The 19,644-nt window shown below is 75.0% G+C and carries 16 protein-coding genes; 11 read left to right on the top strand and 5 right to left on the bottom strand.

The window, feature by feature from the left end; all coding sequences use genetic code 11:
* The first annotated feature begins 24 nt into the window (after positions 1-24).
* Complete coding sequence (locus DQ240_RS04355; RefSeq protein ID WP_113838398.1) at positions 25-798, top strand: hypothetical protein; 774 nt, start codon at positions 25-27, stop codon at positions 796-798.
* Positions 799-942: 144 nt separating this feature from the next.
* Here DQ240_RS04355 and DQ240_RS04360 read toward each other — a convergent pair whose 3' ends face one another.
* Entirely contained in the window at positions 943-1,602 is a 660-nt protein-coding gene (locus DQ240_RS04360; protein WP_113838399.1) for a YqgE/AlgH family protein, read from the bottom strand.
* 130 nt (positions 1,603-1,732) lie between these two features.
* Between DQ240_RS04360 and DQ240_RS04365 the strand changes: the two genes are divergently transcribed.
* The gene (locus DQ240_RS04365; RefSeq protein WP_199589062.1) at positions 1,733-3,061 is read left to right on the top strand and encodes an MFS transporter; all 1,329 of its coding nucleotides are present in this window, start codon (positions 1,733-1,735) and stop codon (positions 3,059-3,061) included.
* On the opposite strand, the gene DQ240_RS04370 is transcribed toward DQ240_RS04365, so the two are convergent.
* The gene (locus DQ240_RS04370; RefSeq protein WP_113838400.1) at positions 3,005-3,949 is read right to left on the bottom strand and encodes a hypothetical protein; all 945 of its coding nucleotides are present in this window, start codon (positions 3,947-3,949) and stop codon (positions 3,005-3,007) included. The two genes, DQ240_RS04365 and DQ240_RS04370, sit on opposite strands and share 57 nt — an antisense overlap.
* Before the next feature lie 104 nt (positions 3,950-4,053).
* Positions 4,054-5,556: a CCA tRNA nucleotidyltransferase gene (locus DQ240_RS04375; RefSeq protein ID WP_113838401.1), complete on the bottom strand. Its 1,503-nt coding sequence runs from the start codon at positions 5,554-5,556 to the stop codon at positions 4,054-4,056.
* Positions 5,557-5,598: 42 nt separating this feature from the next.
* Between DQ240_RS04375 and DQ240_RS04380 the strand changes: the two genes are divergently transcribed.
* The 9 genes from DQ240_RS04380 to DQ240_RS04420 all read left to right on the top strand — a co-directional run bounded on the left by DQ240_RS04380 (position 5,599) and on the right by DQ240_RS04420 (position 17,428).
* Positions 5,599-6,075, top strand: coding sequence for an NUDIX hydrolase (locus tag DQ240_RS04380; protein WP_113838402.1), 477 nt, complete (start codon positions 5,599-5,601; stop codon positions 6,073-6,075).
* The gene (locus tag DQ240_RS04385) at positions 6,072-8,396 is read left to right on the top strand and encodes a DUF6049 family protein (protein ID WP_147261936.1); all 2,325 of its coding nucleotides are present in this window, start codon (positions 6,072-6,074) and stop codon (positions 8,394-8,396) included. The genes DQ240_RS04380 and DQ240_RS04385 overlap by 4 nt, the downstream gene beginning before the upstream one ends.
* Positions 8,397-8,602: 206 nt before the next feature.
* Entirely contained in the window at positions 8,603-10,381 is a 1,779-nt protein-coding gene (murJ, locus tag DQ240_RS04390; RefSeq protein WP_233498487.1) for a murein biosynthesis integral membrane protein MurJ, read from the top strand.
* A 76-nt stretch (positions 10,382-10,457) separates the two neighbouring features.
* Positions 10,458-12,104, top strand: coding sequence for a hypothetical protein (locus tag DQ240_RS04395; RefSeq protein ID WP_113838567.1), 1,647 nt, complete (start codon positions 10,458-10,460; stop codon positions 12,102-12,104).
* A gap of 93 nt (positions 12,105-12,197) precedes the next feature.
* Positions 12,198-13,175, top strand: coding sequence for a thioredoxin-disulfide reductase (gene trxB / locus DQ240_RS04400; protein ID WP_113838568.1), 978 nt, complete (start codon positions 12,198-12,200; stop codon positions 13,173-13,175).
* Between the two features lie 87 nt (positions 13,176-13,262).
* Complete coding sequence (gene trxA / locus DQ240_RS04405; protein ID WP_113838405.1) at positions 13,263-13,589, top strand: thioredoxin; 327 nt, start codon at positions 13,263-13,265, stop codon at positions 13,587-13,589.
* Between the two features lie 145 nt (positions 13,590-13,734).
* Positions 13,735-14,889, top strand: coding sequence for an N-acetylmuramoyl-L-alanine amidase (locus tag DQ240_RS04410; RefSeq protein ID WP_113838406.1), 1,155 nt, complete (start codon positions 13,735-13,737; stop codon positions 14,887-14,889).
* A gap of 140 nt (positions 14,890-15,029) precedes the next feature.
* The gene (locus DQ240_RS04415) at positions 15,030-16,436 is read left to right on the top strand and encodes a PLP-dependent aminotransferase family protein (RefSeq protein WP_233498489.1); all 1,407 of its coding nucleotides are present in this window, start codon (positions 15,030-15,032) and stop codon (positions 16,434-16,436) included.
* Positions 16,433-17,428: a D-alanine--D-alanine ligase gene (locus tag DQ240_RS04420; protein WP_113838408.1), complete on the top strand. Its 996-nt coding sequence runs from the start codon at positions 16,433-16,435 to the stop codon at positions 17,426-17,428. Before DQ240_RS04415 ends, DQ240_RS04420 begins: the two co-directional genes overlap by 4 nt.
* 41 nt (positions 17,429-17,469) lie before the next feature.
* Here DQ240_RS04420 and DQ240_RS04425 read toward each other — a convergent pair whose 3' ends face one another.
* Both DQ240_RS04425 and DQ240_RS04430 read right to left on the bottom strand, forming a co-directional pair.
* Positions 17,470-18,498: a ParB/RepB/Spo0J family partition protein gene (locus DQ240_RS04425; RefSeq protein ID WP_113838409.1), complete on the bottom strand. Its 1,029-nt coding sequence runs from the start codon at positions 18,496-18,498 to the stop codon at positions 17,470-17,472.
* On the bottom strand, positions 18,495-19,580 hold the full coding sequence (locus DQ240_RS04430) for a ParA family protein (RefSeq protein ID WP_113838410.1): 1,086 nt from the start codon (positions 19,578-19,580) through the stop codon (positions 18,495-18,497). The genes DQ240_RS04425 and DQ240_RS04430 overlap by 4 nt, the downstream gene beginning before the upstream one ends.
* Between the last annotated feature and the right edge of the window lie 64 nt (positions 19,581-19,644).

The following is a 19,644-nucleotide window of genomic DNA, read 5'->3' on the forward strand; positions in this document are numbered from 1 at the left end:
TGTCGCGCTGCCTACGCTGACCGCATGCCGCCGCGCCGCCGTCCCCCGCCGGCCGCGGGCGTGCTGCTGGCGGTGGTCGCCGTGCTCGCCGGCTGCTCCGACGACGGCGCGGAGCGGCAGCCGGGGGACGAGGTCACCGCCGGCGAGGCCGAGGTCCTGGCCGGCCTGCTGGCCCGCAACGCCGAGGAGGGTGGGGCGGACTTCGTCGTCACCGCACCCTTCGGCGAGGACTCGCTGCTGACGCTGACCGGCGAGGTGGACTACGCCGACGCCGTCGGGCGGGCCCAGGCGGTCACCACCCGCGGGGACGAGGCCCCCGAGGTCCGCACGGTCTTCTTCACCGCCGACGAGCTGTGGTTCGGCGACGTGCCCGGGCTGGGTGAGGCGCTCACCGCCGCCGGTCTGGCCCCGGCCGGCTACGTCCGCCGACCGCTCGCCGCCCTCGAGCCCGGCGCCAGCCCGCCACTGGCCGACGTCCTCGTGGCGCTGGTGCTCAACCTCTCCGCGGCCGAGGACGACGACCCCGGCACCTTCCGCGCGGGCGACTACACCTGGGAGGGGCAGCGCTCCATCGACGGGAACCTGAGCGCCGAGTTCGGCTCGCCGGCCGGCTGGACGGTGGCCGTCGACAGCTCCACGGACCTGCTGCTGCAGTACGTCACGGAACTCCCCGGCCAGGAGCAGCGGGTGACGGTCTCGCTGGCCGACCACGGGCCGCGGGACATCGTGCCGCCGGCGGCGGAGGAGACGGTGGACGGTGCGGCGTACCCGGAGCTACTCGCCGCAGTCGGCCTCTGATTCGGCCTGCCTGCAGGGGCCCGCGGCGAGCTCGCGAGGCGTGGGGGGCGGGCAGGTCCTTCTCGTGCGGGAAGGGGCGGCCTCTTCCCCAGACCGCCCCTTCCCGACGTCCTTCCTACCAGAATCCGGCCGCGCGCGCTGCCCTCAGTTCACGGACGGATCGGCCGGCGCGGTCGAGAGGACGGCCAGCCGCCCGGTCTGACGGCCCATGACGTGCCGCCACAGCTCCGGACCGGCCAGCTCGCTCACCACGTCACCGGCCACACCCGGCACGCACGCCCAGGCACCCTCGCCCACCTCACCGGCGAGCTGGCCGGGCGACCAGCCGGCGTACCCGGCGAACACCCGCAGGCCGCTCACCCGGTCCTCGAGGGCCTCCGGATCGACGTCCAGGTCGACCAGGCAGACCTCCCCGGCCACCCGGCGCAGGCCCGACTCCTCGTCGAGCGGCCCGGGCGGGCAGGTCGCCAGGCACAGCGCCGTGTCGGTCTCGCAGGGGCCGCCCACGTGGAACACCCCGGGGTCGACGGCGAGGTCGCACCAGCCGGGCAGCACGTCCCGGATCCCGACCTGGCTCGGCCGGCCGAGGACCACGCCGAGGGTGCCGGTCTCGTTGTGGTCCAGCACGTAGACCACGGTGCCGGCGAAGGTCGGGTCCGTCAGCGACGGCATGGCGACCAGCAGGGACCCGGGGCGGACGTCGTCGACCGACCCGGTGGACAGCGCCGGGACCGCGTCGGGTCGGCGCCGTCCGGTGGCGGGCCGCGCCGGCGGTCCGTACTCGGGATCGGGCGTCGCGCTCATCTCCTCCAGTGTGCCCCACCTCGGCGGGAGGTGACGCCCCGAGGCCCGCCCCATCTGGCTCCGGTGCAGGGGCCCGCCGCGAGCCTGCGAGTGGCGGGGGGCAGCGGGGTCCTCCACCTAGGGTGACCACGTGCAGCAGGCGCCGAACCGGGTCCGGCTGCTGTTCGGCCGGGCCGACTTCCGCCGGCTGCTGGCGACCCGGCTGATCTCCCAGTCCGGTGACGGCGTCCTCCAGGCGGCGCTGGCCGGCACCGTGCTGTTCAACCCCCAGCGGGCCGCCGACCCGGTCGACGTCGCCGCGAGCTTCGCCGTCCTGCTGCTGCCCTACTCCCTGGTCGGGCCGTTCGCGGGCGTGCTGCTGGACCGGTGGAGCCGGCGGCAGGTGCTCGTCTTCGCCAACGTCGTCCGGAGCGCGCTGGTGCTCGTCGTGGCGGCCCTCATCGCCGCCGGCGTGGCGGGCGTACCCCTGTACGGCGCGGGGCTGCTCGTGTTCGGCGTCAACCGCTTCCTGCTCGCCGCGCTCTCCGCCGGGCTGCCGCACACCATCGAGCAGGACTGGCTGGTCACGGCCAACGCCTTCACGACGACGGCCGGCACGGCGGCCGCCGTCGTCGGCGGGGGGACGGCCGTGGGCATCGCCACGCTCGCCGGGTCGGGGGACGCGGCCTACGCCCTCGTCGCGGCGGCCGCCGCGGTGCCGTACCTGACCGCTGCCGTCGTGGCCGCCGGCTTCTCCCGCACGCACCTGGGCCCGGACTCCGCGGTCGGCGGTGAACGGCTGGGTGCCGCGGACGTCGCGCGCGGCATGGTCGAGGGCGCCCGGCACGTGGCGGCGATCCCGCCGGCGGCCGCGGCGCTCACCGCCGTCGCCGTCCACCGGATCTGCTTCGGGTTCCTGACGCTGATGACGCTGCTGCTCTACCGCAACACCTTCGACCCGTGGGGTCCCCTGCTGCCCAGCGGGCTGGCCGGGATCAGCCAGTGGGTGTTCGCCGGGGCGGCGGGCTCGCTGCTGGCGGCGGCGGTGACGCCGCGGGTGGTCCGCCGCATCGGCAAGCCGCGCTGGACGACGTTGCTGCTCGCCCTGGGCGTGGGTCAGGTGGGGCTCGGCGTGCCGTTCCTGCCGCCCACCGCGATCGCGGCCGGCTTCGTGCTCGGGTTCGTCGGGCAGGGCGTGAAGATCTGCACCGACACGACGCTGCAGGAGACGGTCGGCGACGACCACCGCGGACGGGTCTTCTCCTTCTACGACACGCTGTTCAACGTCACGTTCGTCGTCGCCGTGGTGGCGGGGGCGTTCCTGCTGCCGTCGTCGGGCGTCTCGTACCCCGTCCTCGCCGGCGTCGCCCTCACCTACCTCGCCGCCGCCCTCTGGTACGGAGTCGCTCGAGTGCAGGAAGCGTCACCCACCGACTCCGATGGCGGTGCCGATCTCCCGGCCGCAGGCTTCGGGCGCTGACCGCAGCCGCCGCACGGGGTACCGCAGCAACACCAGTCCGGTGATCAGCAGGGCGTTCTGCCGCGTCAGGTCCCAGGTCCGGTCCTCTGCTGACAGGTGGAACGCCGCGCCGTCGACCTCGACGGCGACGCCCTGTGCCCGCCAGAGCGCGTCGACGTGGAAGCTGCCAGCCGGCGTCCGGACCTCGGCGCCCCACTCCGGCTCCGGGAGGCCGGCTCGGGCGACCACTCGCCGCAGCTCGCTCTCGCCCACCGATCGCATGCCGCGGGCTGCGTCCGCCACCGCGGCTCGGAGCCATGTGGTGGCGCGCCTGCCCAGCCACTCCGTCTCCTCGGCGAGCTGTTCGACCCCGGTGAGGCCGCGCTGCAGGACGTGGGACACGACGTGGTCGACGTCCGCTCGGCGCGTCGCCGTCACCGCCACATCGACGGCGGCGCGCGCCGGCCTCACCGTGGGCAGCCCGGCCACCAGGACCGGCTGCAACGGCCGCCGGGTCTGGTGGACGACGACGAAGCCGGACGACCGCAGGTGTCGGCCATGCGGGACCGAGACCTCCACGATCCCGCCCTCTGGCGGGTCGGTGAAGCCACCGCGGACCCCTGCCACTCGCGGAGCCGCCGGGAGTTCCTCCAGCCGGGCTCCGCGGATGACCAGTGCGCTGCGGTGCGAGAGGCATCCGTGGGGCCCGGCGTGCCGGAGTCCGACCACCCACCTCTGCCGCTGGGTCAGCGGCCCGCGGTGAGCCACGACGACTCCGGGGACCGGCTCCTGCCAGCGCGCGGAGGCGATGGCGCGACGGACGCGGCCGACGCTGACGCCGGCCGCGGTCAGCTCACGGCGATGGGCGACCAGGTCGTCGTCGAATCCGGGGTGGACGGCGGTGGACACCGGCGGATGATCGCCACAAGGGCCGCAGGAGCGAAGGTCTGTCCACAGCCACGGTGCCCCATCGGAGTCGCTCGAGTGCGAAAACCGTCACCCAGCGACTCCGCTCACCCCGAGCGGTCGGCCCACCAGCGGCGGAGTTCGGCCTCGGCCTCGTCGGGGTCCAGCGGCCCGCGCTCGAGCCGCAGCTCCTTGAGGTGCCGCCACGCCTCGCCGACCTCGCGGCCGGGACCGATCCCGAGGATCTCCATGATCGCGTTGCCGTCGAGGTCCGGCCGGACCCGCGCCAGGTCCTCGGCCTCCGACAGCTCCGCGATCCGCTGCTCCAGCGAGTCGTAGGTCGCCGCCAGCGTCGCCGCCCGCCGCTTGTTCCGCGTCGTGCAGTCCGACCGCACCAGGGTGTGCAGGCGGGGGAGCAGGTCGCCGGCGTCGGTGACGTAGCGGCGTACCGCGGAGTCGGTCCACTCCCCGCGGCCGTAGCCGTGGAAGCGCAGGTGCAGGAAGGTCAGCCGGGCCACCGCCTCGACGACGTCCTTGGGGTACCGCAGCGCGGTCAGCCGCTTGCGCACGAGCTTCGCGCCGACCACCTCGTGGTGGTGGAAGGACACCCGCCCCCGCGCCTCGTGCCGGCGGGTCGCCGGCTTCCCGAGGTCGTGCAGCAGCGCCGCCAGCCGCAGGACCAGGTCGGGGCTCTCGACACCCGGGGTGCCCGCGGCCGCCAGCGACCGCTCCCGGTCGATCGCCTGGTCGAGCACCGTCAGCGAGTGGGTGTAGACGTCCTTGTGCTGGTGGTGCTCGTCGATCTCCATCCGCAGCGCCGACAGCTCCGGGAGGACGACGTCGGACAGCCCGGTCTCCACGAAGAGCTCGAGCGCCGGCCGGGGGGCGTCCTGCAGCAGCGTCTTGGACAGCTCCGCCTGCACCCGCTCCGGGGTGATCCGCGCGAGCTCGCCCGACATCGACGTCATCGCCGCCACCACCTCCGGATCGGGGGTGAGGCCGAGCTGCGCGACGAAGCGCACCGCCCGCAGCATCCGCAGCGGGTCGTCGGCGAACGAGTCGACCGCGGCCCCCGGCGTGCGCAGCCGCCGGGCCAGCAGGTCACCCAGACCGCCGAAGGGGTCGGTGACGGTCCGGTCGGCCGCGAGCGACACGGCCATGGCGTTCACCGTGAAGTCCCGGCGGGCCAGGTCGTCGACCAGCGAGGAGCCCCAGGCGACCTCGGGGTCGCGCGAGATCCGGTCGTAGCGGTCGGCCCGGAACGTGGTGATCTCGAACCGGTGGCCCCGCACCTCCGCGCCGACCGTCCCGAACGCGATCCCCTGGTTCCACGTGGAACCCGCCCAGCCGCGCAGCAGCTCCAGCGTCTGCTCCGGCCGGGCGTCGGTGGTGACGTCGAGGTCGGGCTGGCCCGCGGGCCCGGCTCCGCCGGCGGCCAGCAGCGCGTCGCGCACGGACCCGCCCACCAGGTGGGCCTGGAAGCCGGCCGCCGCGAAGCGCTCGCCCAGCTCGCCGAGCACGGGGGAGACGTCGACGAGCGCCCGCACGGTCTCCTGGACGGCGGCGGGCACCGGCTCGGGGACGAGAGGACTCGCAGGCTGCTCGGACACGACGAGCCAGAGTAGTGCGGAGGTGCGCGCTACCCTCCTGGCATGGCTGGGACGGGCGCGCGCGGACGCCCCGGCCGCCGGTTGCGCCGGGTCGACGAGACCTCCGCCGGGGGCCTGGTGGTGGCCGACGACGGGGTGACCGGGCCCCGGGCTGCCCTCATCGGCCGCACCGACCGCCGCGGCCGGCTCCTCTGGTCGCTGCCCAAGGGGCACATCGAGGCCGGCGAGACCCCCGAGGACACGGCCGTCCGCGAGGTCGCGGAGGAGACCGGGATCATCGGCGAGGTCCTCGCCCCGCTCGGCATCATCGACTTCTGGTTCGTCGCGGACGGGCGGCGGGTGCACAAGACGGTCCACCACTTCCTGCTCCGCGCGATCGGCGGCGCGCTCTCCGACGCCGACATCGAGGTCACCGAGGTCGCCTGGGTGCCCCTGGACGAGCTGAGCGAGCGGCTGGCCTACGCCGACGAGCGGGCCCTCGTCGAGCGCGCGCCGGCCCTGCTCGCCGACAGCGCGTGAGCCGCCTCCCCTCCACTGCGCACGGGCACGGCACCGGACGCCGGGGCGACCGCCCCGGTCGCCGCTCGGCGCTGCTGCGAGTGCTCGTGGCCGCGCTGCTGACGCTGCCGCTGTTCGGCGGGACCGTCGTCCCCGCCGCGCCGCCCGCCGCCGCGGCCCCGGGCGACGACGGCGCGACCGACGCCGAGCGCCCGGTGCGCATCGACGTCACGCGGATGGACCCGGCCGTCGTGACCCCGGGCGCCGTCGTCACGGTCGCCCTCACGCTGACCAACACCGGCGAGGAGGACCTCACCGGGCTCAGCATCCGCCTGCAGCGAGCGGACCAGGTGCGCACGCGGGCCGACCTGCTGGCGGCCGTCGCCGACCCGGACACGGCGACCGCCGGTGCCGGTGCCTTCGTCCCGATCGACGGCACGCTGGCCGCCGGGGACTCGCGGTCGCTCGTCTACACGACCAGCACCGTCGACCTGGCGCTCGGGGAGGACGGCGTCTACCCGGTCCTGCTGAACCTCAACGGCGCGGCCGCGGACGGCGAGCAGCGGCGGGTGGGCGAGCTGTCCACGTACGTCGTCCAGTCCACCGCGCCCGCCGGTGGGGCGACCGGCGTCGCCTGGTTGTGGCCGCTGGTCGAGCCGACCCACCGCGGCGCCGACGGCCGCTTCCTCGACGACGAGCTGGCCGAGGTCGTCGCCTCCGGTGGCCGCCTGGACCGGGCGCTCGCCGCGGTGGAGAGCATCCCGGAGGTGGCTCCCCTCGGCGGCCAGCCGCAGCCGTCGGTCCGCGTCACCCTGGCCGTCGACCCCGCGCTCGTCGAGGCCCTCGCGGTCATGGCCGACGGTCCCTACGAGGTGGGCACCGGCACCGGCGAGGGCACCGAGGCGGCCGCGGCCTTCCTGGACCGGCTGCGTGCCGTCGTGGCCGAGCACGGTCTGGTCGCGCTGCCCTACGGCGACGCCGACCTCGACGCGCTGACCACGGCCGGGCTGTCCGCCGTCGCCGCGCGCAGCCTGCCCGCCACCGGCACCGCCGCGGCCGCGCCCGCACCCCCGGAGGAGGACGGCTCCCCGGTCGCGCAGACCGGCGCCGGGGCCCGCATCCTCCGCGAGGTGCTGGGGGTCGCGCCGCGCACCGACCTGGTGTGGGCCGCCGGCGGCGCGCTGCACGGCCAGACGCTCGGGGTGCTCCGCGACGGCGAGGTCTCCTCCGTCGTCGTCAGCTCCGCCGCGCTGGCCGACGGCGGCGAGGCGGTCGGCCTGGGCTCGGGGGGCGCCGCGGCCCGGACGACCCTCGCCGAGGGCACGGGAGGCCTGGTCGCCGACGCCGAGCTGAGCGCGCTCGTCGGTGCCGCCGAGACGACCGCCGGGGGCTCCCGCATCGCGGCCCAGCGGTTGCTGGCCGAGCTGACGCTGCTCGCCCGCCAGCCCGGCGGCGACCCGTTCGGCCCGCGCACCGTGCTGATCGCCCCGCCCCGCGAGCTCGACGGCGACCCCGAGGCCCTGGCGGCGATGATCGGCTCCACCGCGCAGCTGCCCGGGATCCGCCCGGCCGGACTGGAGGAGCTGCTCTCCGGTCCCGCGGCCGACACCGGCGGCCTCAGCCCGCCCGCCGACCCCGCCGGGTTCGACCCCGCGGTCCTCGCCGACGTGCAGGCCGCGGTGGCCGTGCGCGACGACCTCTCCGGCGCGGTCGTCGGCGATGCCGCCGCCGCCCTCGCGCCGTACGACGCGGCCGCCGCGCGGGCCACCTCCGTGGCCTGGCGCGACGACCCCGAGCGGGCGCAGGAGGCCGCGACCGACCTCCGCCGTACGGTGGGCACGGTCCTGGACCGGGTCACGCTGCTCTCCCCGGCCGACGGCACCTACAGCCTGGCGTCGAGCGACGCCCCGCTGGTGCTCACGGTCCAGAACGACCTCCCGTTCGCCGTCCAGGTCCGGCTCCAGGTCCGCACCCGTAGCGGCGTCGGGCTCTCGGTCTCCGACATCGGCGTGCAACAGCTCGCACCGAGCCAGCGCACGACCCTGCAGGTGCCGACGGAGGTCCGGCAGTCCGGCCGTTTCGGGGTGACCGCGCAGCTGACCACCCCCGGCGGCGGCGCCCTGGGGGAGGCGGTGGAGCTGCAGGTGACCAGCACCGCCTACGGCGTCATCTCGCTCGCCATCACGATCGGCGCGGCGGTGCTGCTCGGCCTGCTCTTCCTCCGCCGGCTGGTGCTGTTCCTGCTCCGCCGTCGCGCCCGCGGCGACGGCGAGGACGACGAGCTGACCGCGGCGCCCGAGGGAGCCGCCGTCCCGCTGCCGCCCACGCGGAGCCCGGTGTGAGCGGCGACGAGCGGGTCGGGGAGCGGGACCGCCGGCTGCCGCCGGTCCCCCCGCCGCCCGTCCGGCGTCCGCCGGCCGACGGGCGGCGACCCCGGACCGCGGCCGCTCCGCTGCCTCCACCGCCGTATCCGGTGGTGCCCGACGCGGAGGGAGCGCCCGCGCGCCGTCCTCCGGCCGTACCCCTGCGGCCGGTCCCCCCGGCGGCCGTGCGTCGGGACCGGCCGGTCGTCCGGGACCGCCCGCTGCCGCCGGTCCCGCCGCCCCGCCGGCGGTTCGTGCCGAGCCCCGAGTACACCCAGATCATCCCGGTCCTCCCGGCCGTCCCCCCGGCCGTCGACGAGACCGACGAGGAGCTCGAGGCCCGCGAGGGCGCCCCGGGCGCCAGCAAGGGCATCCTGCGGGCCGCCGGCACGATGGCCGTGGCCACGCTGGTCTCCCGGATCACCGGCCTGCTGCGCACGATGGTGCTCGCTGCCGCGCTGGGCGTCGGCCTGGTCAACGACGCCTACAACACGACCAACACGCTGCCCAACATCGTCTACGAGCTCCTCCTCGGCGGGGTGCTCAGCTCGGTGATCGTCCCGCTGTTCGTGCACGCCCAGGAGCGCGACCGGGACGGCGGGGTGGGCTACGTCCAGCGGCTGTCCACCATCGGCATGGCGGGCCTGACGCTGGTCACCGTGGTCGCGATCCTCGCCGCGCCGCTGCTCACCCGCCTGTACGGCATCTACGGCGACCCCGACCAGGTCCGGCTGGCCAACTGGCTGGCCCGGATCCTGCTCGTGGAGATAGTCTTCTACGGCCTCGGCGCGCTGGCCCAGGCGGTGCTCAACAGCCGGGGGGTGTTCGGGCCACCGGCCTGGGCGCCGGTGCTGAACAACGTGGTCGTCATCGCCACCGGCGTCCTCTTCATGGCCGCCGACGACGGCGAGCTCACCCCGGGCACGATCAGCGCGGGCCAGGTGTGGCTGCTCGGCGGCGGGACGACGCTGGGCATCGTCGTGCAGGCGGTGGTGCTGCTCCCGCTGCTGCGTCGGGCCGGCGTGCCGCTGCGGCCGCGCTGGGGCCTGCGGAACACCGGCCTGCGCGAGGCCGGCTCGCTGGGCCTGTGGGTCATCGCGTACTCCGCGGTGAGCGCCGTGGGCGTGCTCGTCGCGACCCGCATCGCCAACGCCGCGCAGCGCGAGGGCGGCCTCGGGTCGAGCGCGTACGCCATCGCCAGCCTGCTGTTCCAGATGCCCTACGGGATCATCGGCGTCGCCCTGCTGACGGCGCTGCTGCCACGGATGAGCCGGGCCGCCGCCCGGTCCGACACCGACGGGGTGGTCCAGGACCTCTCCCTGGGCACCCGGCTGTCCGCACTGGGCCTGCTGCCGATCACCGCCGCGCTGACCGTGCTCGGTCCGCCGCTGGCCACGGTGGCCTTCGCCCGCGGCAAGACGAGCGTCGCCGAGGCCCAGGTCATCGGGGAGGCCCTGGCCATCGGTGCCTTCGGGCTGCTGCCCATGGCCGTGACCCTGCTGCAGCTGCGGGTCTTCTACGCCATGAAGGACGCCCGGACGCCGACGCTGATCCAGCTGGGCATGGTCGCCGTCCGCGTTCCGCTGCTGGTCGCGGTGCCGGCGGTCGTCGAACCGGAGCACGTCGTCTCCGGGATCATGCTCGTGACCAGCCTGACCTACCTCGCCGGCTGGGTCCTCGGGCACGTCGCCCTGACCCGTCGCCTCGGCGCGCTCGACAACCGCGCGACCCTCGTTCCGGTACTCCGCGTGACCGCGGCGTCGCTGGCCGCTGCGCTGGTCGGGTGGGGGGTCACGATCGCGTCTCGGAGTGTGCTCGGGACCTCCCTGGCGGGTTCGCTCGGCACCCTCCTCATCGGTACCGTGGTCATCGGAGTCGCAGCCGTCGGCGGCATGCTGCTCGCCCGGGTTCCCGAGGTGACCGGACCGCTCGCCGCGGTCCTGGCCCGCCGGAGGCGCGGGTGACCGGCGGCCGGGCGTCGCGGCGCCCGTAGCGGAGCGGACGCGCCGCAGCTGACGAGTGGACGAGGGGGTCGCGGCGATGACGTCCACCGTCACCGGACTGCCGGACCGCTACCGGCCGCTCGACGAGATCGGCCCGGAGGAGACCACCCCCACCGGCGTCATCCGCTGCTGGCGGGCCAAGGACCGGGTGCTCAACCGGGACGTCGCGATCCGCGTGCACACCCCCGGCGGGCCCGCGGCCCGCGCGTGGATCGCCCGCGCGCTGACCTCCGGCGGACTGGCCACCCCCGCCCTGGCGATGGTCTACGACGCCGCGGAGGGCACCGGAGCCGTCGATGCGCCCGGTGGCGCCGCGTACGTCGTCAACGAGTGGATCGAGGGCCGCACCCTCACCGAGCGCCTGGCCGAGGGCCCCATGCCCGAGCGCGAGGTCCGCACGGTCCTGCGCCGGCTGGCCGAGGGCGTCGCCGAGGCGCACCGCGTCGGACTGGCCGTGGGCGGGATCGGCCCCGACACCGTCGTCCTGCGCCCCAACGGGCTCGTCGGGCTCCGCGCCGTCCCCGCGGCGACCGGGACGATGCAGGGCGACATCGCGGCGCTCGGCGCCCTGCTGGAGTTCTGCCTCACCGGCCGGCAGGCCGGACGCCCCGGTCCGGACGGGCGGCCGCCGCGCCCCACCGTGATCGCCCAGCCCGACCTCGCCGCGCTGGTCCGTCGTGCCCGCTCCACCGACCCCGCCACCGGGCTGTCCAGCGCCGCCGCGATGGCCGCACTGCTGGCCCAGCCGCCGCGGCCGAGCCAGTCCGGGCACCTCGTGCGCGACCCCGACGAGAGCGACAGCGGCTGGCTGCGCCGGCTCCGCGAGCGGCACGAGGCCGACGACTACGACGACGAGCAGTACGACGACCGGTACGACGAGGACGGGTACGACGACGACCCGGACGACGACGAGCGGCCGCTCGGCCTCGGGGTGCTCCCGCCCGTGCCGGCGCACCGGGGTGCCGATCGCCTGCCGCTCGACGACGCCTTCGACGCCGACGACGTCCGGTCGGACGAGGCCGCCGACCCCGGGGACGACGAGCGGCCCGCCCGGCGCAAGCTCGTCGTCGTCGGCCTGCCGCTGGTGGCGCTGGCCGTCGTCGTCCTCCTCGCCTGGTGGTTCGGCACCTACGTGCTGTCGGTCGCCGACTCCGACGACGACGCCGGCCCCTCCGGCCGGCCGTCCTCCTCCGCACCGCAGGACCCCTCCGCCGGCGAGACGCCCGCCCCCGCCGGGGACACCCCGGCCGTGATCACGGGGGGCACGCTCTACAACCCTCAGGACAGCGACCCGGAGAACGAGGGCGACGTCCCGCTGACCCTCGACGGCGACCCGGGCACCGCGTGGTCGACCGTCGACTACCAGGGGTCGGCGGACTTCGCCGGCCTCAAGGACGGCGTCGGGATCGTCTACGACCTCGGCAGCGACCAGGCCCTGGCCGCGGTCACGGTCACCACGAACACCCCCGGCGTGACGATGGAGGCCCGGATCGGCGGGAGCCCCACCGGGGACATCGCCGAGTGGCAGGTCGTCGCCACCGGCACGGTCGCCGGGACGACGGACCTCGCCTTCGACGAGCCGGTGACCACCCGCTACCTGCTGGTCTGGGTGACCTCGCTCGCGCAGGGTCCCGACGGGTTCTCCGCCGACATCGCCGAGGTCGCCGTCCGCGCCGCGGGGTGACCCCGCCGGGGGAGCGGCCGCGGGAATGAGCCCCCTACGATCCGGGTTGTGCCGCCCGTGACGAACGACCACCAGCCCGCCCCCGGCCCCGCGGTGACCACCGAGGTGACGGACCCCGTGATCCCGCCGGCGGAGCACGACGGCGTGCGCGATCTGATCATCATCGGCTCCGGGCCGGCCGGCTACACCGCCGCGATCTACGCCGCCCGGGCCAACCTCCACCCGCTGGTCTTCGAGGGCTCCCAGTTCGGCGGCGCGCTCATGACCACCACCGAGGTGGAGAACTTCCCCGGCTTCGCCGAGGGCATCCAGGGCCCGCAGCTGATGGACGACATGCGCACCCAGGCCGAGCGGTTCGGTGCCGAGCTGGAGCCGCGCGACGTCACCCGCGTCGACCTGACCGCGAGCCCGAAGATCGTCGAGGTCGGCGACCAGGTGTACCGGGCGCACGCCGTCATCGTCGCGACCGGCTCCAAGTACCGGTACCTCGGCCTGGACAACGAGGCGCGGCTGCTCGGCCGCGGTGTCTCGGCCTGTGCCACCTGCGACGGCTTCTTCTTCCGCGACCAGGACATCGTCGTGGTCGGCGGCGGGGACTCCGCGATGGAGGAGGCCACGTTCCTCACCCGCTTCGCCAAGAGCGTGACCGTCGTGCACCGCCGCCAGGAGCTGCGCGCCTCGAAGATCATGGTCAAGCGCGCCCAGGACAACGAGAAGATCCGCTGGGCGCTGGGCAAGCAGGTGGCCGACGTGCTCGGCGAGGACACCGTCTCCGGCGTCCGCCTCGCCGACGTGGAGAGCGGCGCCACCGAGGAGCTGCCCGTGGCCGGCATGTTCGTGGCGATCGGCCACGACCCGCGCAGCGAGCTCTTCGCCGGCCAGCTGAAGCTCGACGACGAGGGCTACGTGCAGGTCGAGCACCCGACGACGCGCACCAACATCGACGGCGTGTTCGCCTGCGGCGACGTCGTCGACCACATCTACCGGCAGGCCATCACCTCGGCCGGCACGGGCGCCGCGGCGGCGATCGACGCCGAGCGCTGGCTGGCCGAGACGTTCGACGAGCGCTGAACCCGGGCCCCCGGGCATAGATCCACCGGGCTCCCGGTTGTCCTGACCGGAGCCCGACTCCACGCAGACCACAGAGGGAGAACGACCATGGCAGCCAACACCGTGACGGTGACCGACGCGAGCTTCGCCGACGACGTGCTGGGCAGCGACAAGCCCGTCCTCGTCGACTTCTGGGCGGAGTGGTGCGGGCCGTGCAAGATGGTCGCCCCGGTGCTCGAGGAGATCGCCGCCGAGCACGGCGACAAGCTCACGATCGCCAAGCTGAACATCGACGAGAACCCGCAGATCGCCCGTGACTACCAGGTCATGTCGATCCCGACGATGACGGTCTTCCAGGGCGGCAAGCCGGTGAAGAGCATCATCGGCGCCAAGCCGAAGGGCGCGATCCTGTCGGACCTGTCCGACTACATCTGAGCCCCCCGCCCCGGAGGGCGGGACGGCGGAGCGTGACCACGGGGCCCACCCGGCCACCCGGCCGGGTGGGCCCCGACGCGTCCGGGTGCCCGTCCGTCCCCCCCGACGGGCCTCTCCCGACGACGAGGACGACAATCGGCGCACGATGGTGAGCAACGACGGCACGTTCCCCCTGCGGCCCGGGGACCGCGGCGCCGCGGTGGCCGACGTCCGGGCGGCCCTGCGCAGCCTGGCGCTGCTGCAGCCGGCCGCCGGGGACGACGGAGCAGCAGAGCACGACGGCGCGGTCTACGACGAGGCCACCGAGCTCGCGGTCCGGCACTTCCAGCAGGTCCGGGGCCTGACCGTCGACGGGCACGTCGGCGAGGAGACCTACCGCGCCCTCTCCGAGGCCCGCTGGTCCCTCGGCGACCGGCTCCTGCACCACGACCCCGAGCGCCCCATGCGCGGCGACGACGTCACCAACCTGCAGGAGCGGCTGCTGGAGCTCGGCTACGACGCCGGCCGCGCCGACGGCATCCTGGGGCCGGAGACCGAGGCGGGCCTGCGGGCGTTCCAGCGCGACTACGGCCTGTCCTCGGACGGCCAGTGCGGGCCGGCCACCCTCCGTGCCCTGCGCCAGCTCGGGCGCAAGGTCACCGGCGGCCGCCCGCAGCTGCTCCGGCAGAGCGCCTCGATGGTGGAGAGCGGCCCGCACCTCATCGGCCGCGTCATCGTCGTCGACCCCGGCCACGGTGGGGACGAGACCGGCTTCACCGCCGGGGAGACCACCGAGGCCGACCTCGTGCTCGACCTCGCCTCGCGCATCGAGGGCAGCCTCGCCGCCGCCGGTGCGACCGTCTACCAGACCCGCGGCCGGGACCAGAACCCGACGGCGGCCGAGCGCACCGCCTTCGCCAACGACGCCCGCGCCGACCTCTTCCTCTCGCTGCACATGGACGCGCACGGGTCCGAGCACGCCCGCGGGGTGGCCAGCTACTACTACGGCACCGGCTCGGGGGCCTCCTCCACGGTCGGGGAGCAGTTCGCCCACCTCGTCCGCCGCGAGGTGGTGGCCCGCACCGGCCTCATCGACCTGGGTGGCTACCCCCGGACCTGGGACCTGCTGCGGATGAGCCGCATGCCCGCCGTCCGGCTGGACTGCGGCTACCTGTCCCACGACGTGGACCGGCTGCTGCTGCTCGACGCCCGGCTGCGCGGCACGATCGCCTCGGCCGTCCTGGCCGCCGTCCAGCGGCTCTTCCTGCCCGCCGAGGCCGACCCGCCGACCGGCACCTTCGTGCTGCCCGCCCGCACCTGACCTCCGAGGCATGGGTACCGATACCCCCGTCTCGCGCGCCCGGCACGGGGGTATCGGTACCCATGCCTCATCGGGACCCGTCCGTCACACTCCCCGGCGTGTACGGAGAACCCGCTGGGCGGGCTCCCTACACTCGACGGGTGGCCACTCTCCCGCCCGGTGTGCCCCCGGGCCCCGGCGCGAACGCGCACCCCGTCGTCCCCCGCCACCCGCGGCTGGACCCGCTGGCAGACCGGTACGCCGCACGCACCCACGGCATGAAGACGTCGGAGATCCGCGCGCTCTTCTCCGTCGTGAGCCGGCCCGAGGTCGTCTCGCTCGCCGGTGGCATGCCCGCGGTCACCGCCCTGCCCCTGGACGCCGTCGGCTCGATGATCGGCGACCTGGTCAGCGGCATGGGCGCCCAGACGCTCCAGTACGGCTCCGGGCAGGGCGACCCCCGGCTGCGGGAGCGCATCTGCGACGTGATGGCGCTGGAGGGCATCACCGACGCCTCCCCGAGCGAGGTCGTGGTGACGGTCGGGTCCCAGCAGGGCCTGGACCTGGTCACACGCGTCTTCTGCGACCCGGGCGACGTCGTCCTCGCCGAGGGCCCCTCCTACGTGGGCGCGCTCGGCGTCTTCCAGGCCGCCGAGGCGCGCGTGCGCCACGTGCCCATGGACGACGACGGGCTGATCCCCGAGGCGCTGGAGCAGGCGCTGCTCGAGTGCCGCGCCAACGGCGACCGGGTGAAGTTCCTCTACACGGTGCCGAACTACCACAACCCCGCCGGCGTGACGCTCTCCGAGCCGCGCCGCGAGCAGATCATGGCGATCGCCGACCGCTACGACCTGCTGATCGTCGAGGACAACCCCTACGGCCTGCTCGGCTTCGACCGCGAGCCGATGCGGGCGCTGCGGGCGCGCAACGCCCAGCGCGTGGTGTACCTCGGCTCGTTCTCCAAGACCTTCTCCCCGGGCCTGCGGGTCGGCTGGGTGCTGGCGCCGCTCGCCGTCCGCGAGAAGCTGGTGCTGGCCACCGAGGCGCAGGTGCTCTGCCCGCCCTCGCTCACCCAGTACGCCGTCGCCCGGTATCTGGACACCCAGCCCTGGCGCGAGCAGATCAAGCTCTTCACCGAGCTGTACCGGGAGCGGCGGGACGCGACGCTGGAGTCCCTCGAGGCGCTCATGCCCCGCGGCACCACGTGGACCCGCCCCGACGGCGGCTTCTACGTCTGGCTGAAGCTGCCGCACGGGCTGGACAGCAAGCTCATGCAGCCGCGCGCGGTCAACGCGCACGTGGCGTACGTGCCGGGGATCGGCTTCTACGCCGACGGCAGCGGCCGCGAGTACATGCGGCTTTCCTACTGCTACCCCGAGCCCGACCAGATCCGCGAGGGGGTGCGCCGGCTGGCCCGCGTCATCGAGGCGGAGCTGGACCTGCACTCCACCTTCGACTCCGTGGACACCGGCACCTTCCGCGCCGTGACCCGCCCGGTGCCCGGCCACGAGGCCGAGAACATCGTGGGCCCCGCCAACGGCAACCGCTTCGAGGACGGCCGAGCATGACCGAGTCCGCTGCAGCTCCCACCGCCGACGCGCCGTCGGGCTCCGACCCGCTGCGGGTCGTGGTCCTCGCCGGCGGGCTGACCTTCGAGCGCGAGGTCAGCCTCTCCTCCGGGACGCAGGTCGCCGAGGAGCTGACCCGCGCCGGCGTCGACGCCGAGCTGCGGGACGCCGACGCCGAGCTGCTGCCCGGGCTCGCCGCCGCCCCCGCCGACGCGGTCTTCATCGCGCTGCACGGGGCGACCGGCGAGGACGGCTCCCTGCGCGCGGTCCTCGACCTGGCCGGCGTCCCGTACGTCGGCTCCCCGGCCGCGGCGTGCCGCCTGGCCTGGGACAAGCCGGCCGCCAAGTCCGTCGTCCGCGGGGCGGGCGGGACGACGCCGGACTGGGTCGCCCTGCCGCACAGCACCTTCCGCGAGCTGGGTGCCGGCGCCGTCCTGGACCTGATCGTCGCCCGGCTGGGCCTCCCGCTGATGGTCAAGCCGGCCTCCGGTGGCTCCTCCCTCGGCGTGCAGAAGGTCGGCCGGGTGGAGGACCTCCCGGCCGCCATGGTCAGCTGCTTCGCCTACGGCGACACGGTGATGGTGGAGCGGTTCGTCGAGGGCACCGAGCTCGCGATCTCCGTCGTCGACCTGGGGAACGGGCCGGAGGCCCTGCCGGCCGTCGAGCTCGCGCCGGCATCGGGTGTCTTCGACTACACCGCGCGGTACACGCCGGGCCTCACCGAGTACCACACGCCGGCCCGCATCCCCGACGACGTCGCGCAGGGCGCCGCCGAGCTGGCCGTGACGGTGCACCGCGAGCTGGGGCTCGCCGACCTCTCCCGGACCGACGCGATCGTGGACGCCGACGGCGCCGTGCACTTCCTCGAGGTGAACGTGTCCCCGGGGCTGACCGAGACCTCGATGTTCCCCATGGCGGTGGAGGCGGCCGGCCACGAGCTCGGCGAGCTCCTGGCCGCGCTGCTCGCCCGCCGGGCCGCGTCCGCAGGCTGAGGACCAGCCCCGGGATTCCGATGTGACGGAATCCCCGGGGATCAGGCCTCGGGGCGGCGGCCGGTGATGTCCGGGGCCATCTGGCCGATGATCCGCTGCAGGTCGTCGACGGATCCGAACTCGACCACGATCCGGCCCTTCGCCCGCCCGATCTGGATCTTGACCTTCGTCTCGAAGGCGTCGGACAGCCGGCCGGCCAGGTCCTCGACCCCGGGCGCCACGAGCCGCCGCGTGCGCCGGGTGGCGGCCGGCTGCTCCGCGGCGGCCATCGCGACCGCCTCCTCGGTGGCCCGCACCGACATCCCCTCGGCCACGATCCGGGCGGCCAGGGCCTCCTGCGCCTCGGCGTCGGGGAGCCCGAGCAGCGCGCGGGCGTGACCGGCGGAGATGACGCCGGCCGCGACGCGGGTCTGCACCTTCACCGGCAGCTTGAGCAGCCGGATCGTGTTCGTCACCTGCGACCGGCTGCGCCCGATCCGCTGGGCCAGCTCCTCGTGCGTGGCGCCGAACTCCTCCAGCAGCTGCTGGTAGGCCGCGGCCTCCTCCAGGGGGTTGAGCTGGACGCGGTGGATGTTCTCCAGGAGGGCGTCGCGCAGGAGGGCGTCGTCCTCGGTGTCCCGGACGATGGCCGGGACGGTCTCCAGCTCGGCCGCGCGGGCGGCCCGCAGCCGCCGCTCGCCCATGATGAGCTCGTAGCCGCCGTCGGCGCGCTCGCGGACCACGATCGGCTGGAGCAGACCGAACTCGCGCACGGAATGGGTGAGCTCCTCCAGTGCCTCGTCGTCGAAGACCTGGCGGGGCTGCTTGGGGTTCGGGACGACGTCGGCGACGGCGACCTCCCGCAGCTGCGCGCCCGGGACACCGACCGTCTCCTCGACCTGCCGCGCCACGGTCTCGGCCACGGAGTCCGCCGCCTGCGCCGCCTTCGGGAGCAGGTGGACGGGCGAGGCCTCCGTGCCGTCACCGGGGCCGGCCGGAGCCGGCACGGGGGTGGGGGAGTGCTCCTCGGGCGGGGCGCTCGTCGGGATGAGCGCTGCCAGCCCCCGGCCCAGACCGCCACGCTTGTTCATCGGGAGGACTCCTCGGGGGACGGGGCCGGGACGACGGCCGCATCGGTGTCGGGGAAAGCGCGGGGCGGCAGCGGCGGGGGATAGCTCGACCGCGCACCGGTGGGCCGGCCGTCGGTGAGCGGGGGCAGGTGGACGCCCCGCTCGGCGAGCTCGCGGGCGGCCTCCACGTAGCTCGTGGAGCCCCGGGAACCCGGGTCGTAGGTCAGCACCGACTGCCCGTATCCGGGCGCCTCGCTGACACGCACGTTGCGGGGGATGACGGTGGTGAGCACGAGGTCCTTGAAGTGGTTGCGGACCTCGTCGGCGACCTGGTCGGCGAGCTTGGTCCGCCCGTCGTACATGGTCAGCAGGATCGTCCGGACGGAGATCCCCGGGTTGAGGTGGGCCCGCACCAGCTCGATGTTGTTGAGCAGCTGCCCCAGGCCCTCGAGCGCGTAGTACTCGCACTGGATGGGGATGAGCACCTCGTCGCCGGCCACCAGCGCGTTGAGCGTGAGCAGGCCGAGCGACGGCGGGCAGTCGACGAGGACGTAGTCGGGCCGCTCCCCCTCGGGGAGGGACTGCAGGTAGCCCTCGATGGCGCGGCGCAGCCGGTACTCGCGGGCGACGACGGAGACCAGCTCGATCTCGGCGCCGGCCAGGTCGATCGTCGCCGGCACGCAGCGCAGGTGCGGGCTGGCCGACGTCGGGTGGACGCACTCCGCCAGTTCCCGGTCACCGACGAGGGCGTCGTAGATGGACGGCGTCCCGACGCTGTGCTCGACGCCGAGCGCGGTGCTGGCGTTCCCCTGGGGATCGAGGTCGATGACGAGCACCCGCAGGCCGTAGAGCGCCAGGGCGACCCCCAGGTTGACCGTGGAGGTGGTCTTCCCGACGCCGCCCTTCTGGTTGGCGATCGTGATGACCCGGATCCGGCCCGGACGGGGGAAGGGGTCCTGGTTGGCCGCGTGCAGCACGCGGGTGGCCCGCAGTGCCTCCATCGCGATCGGGCTGTCGAACTCCTCACCCTTCGAGGAGAACTGGGCCATGGCCGCCTGATCGGCGGCGAGACTGCTCCGCAGCCGCTGGCCCGGGTCACTCATCACGGGTCCTTCCTGCGTGCCGTTCCACGTGGAACACGCGCGTCCTCACGGAGCGCGTTCCACG

The organism is Blastococcus sp. TF02A-26 (assembly GCF_003319125.1).
Classification (GTDB): Bacteria; Actinomycetota; Actinomycetes; order Mycobacteriales; family Geodermatophilaceae; genus Trujillonella.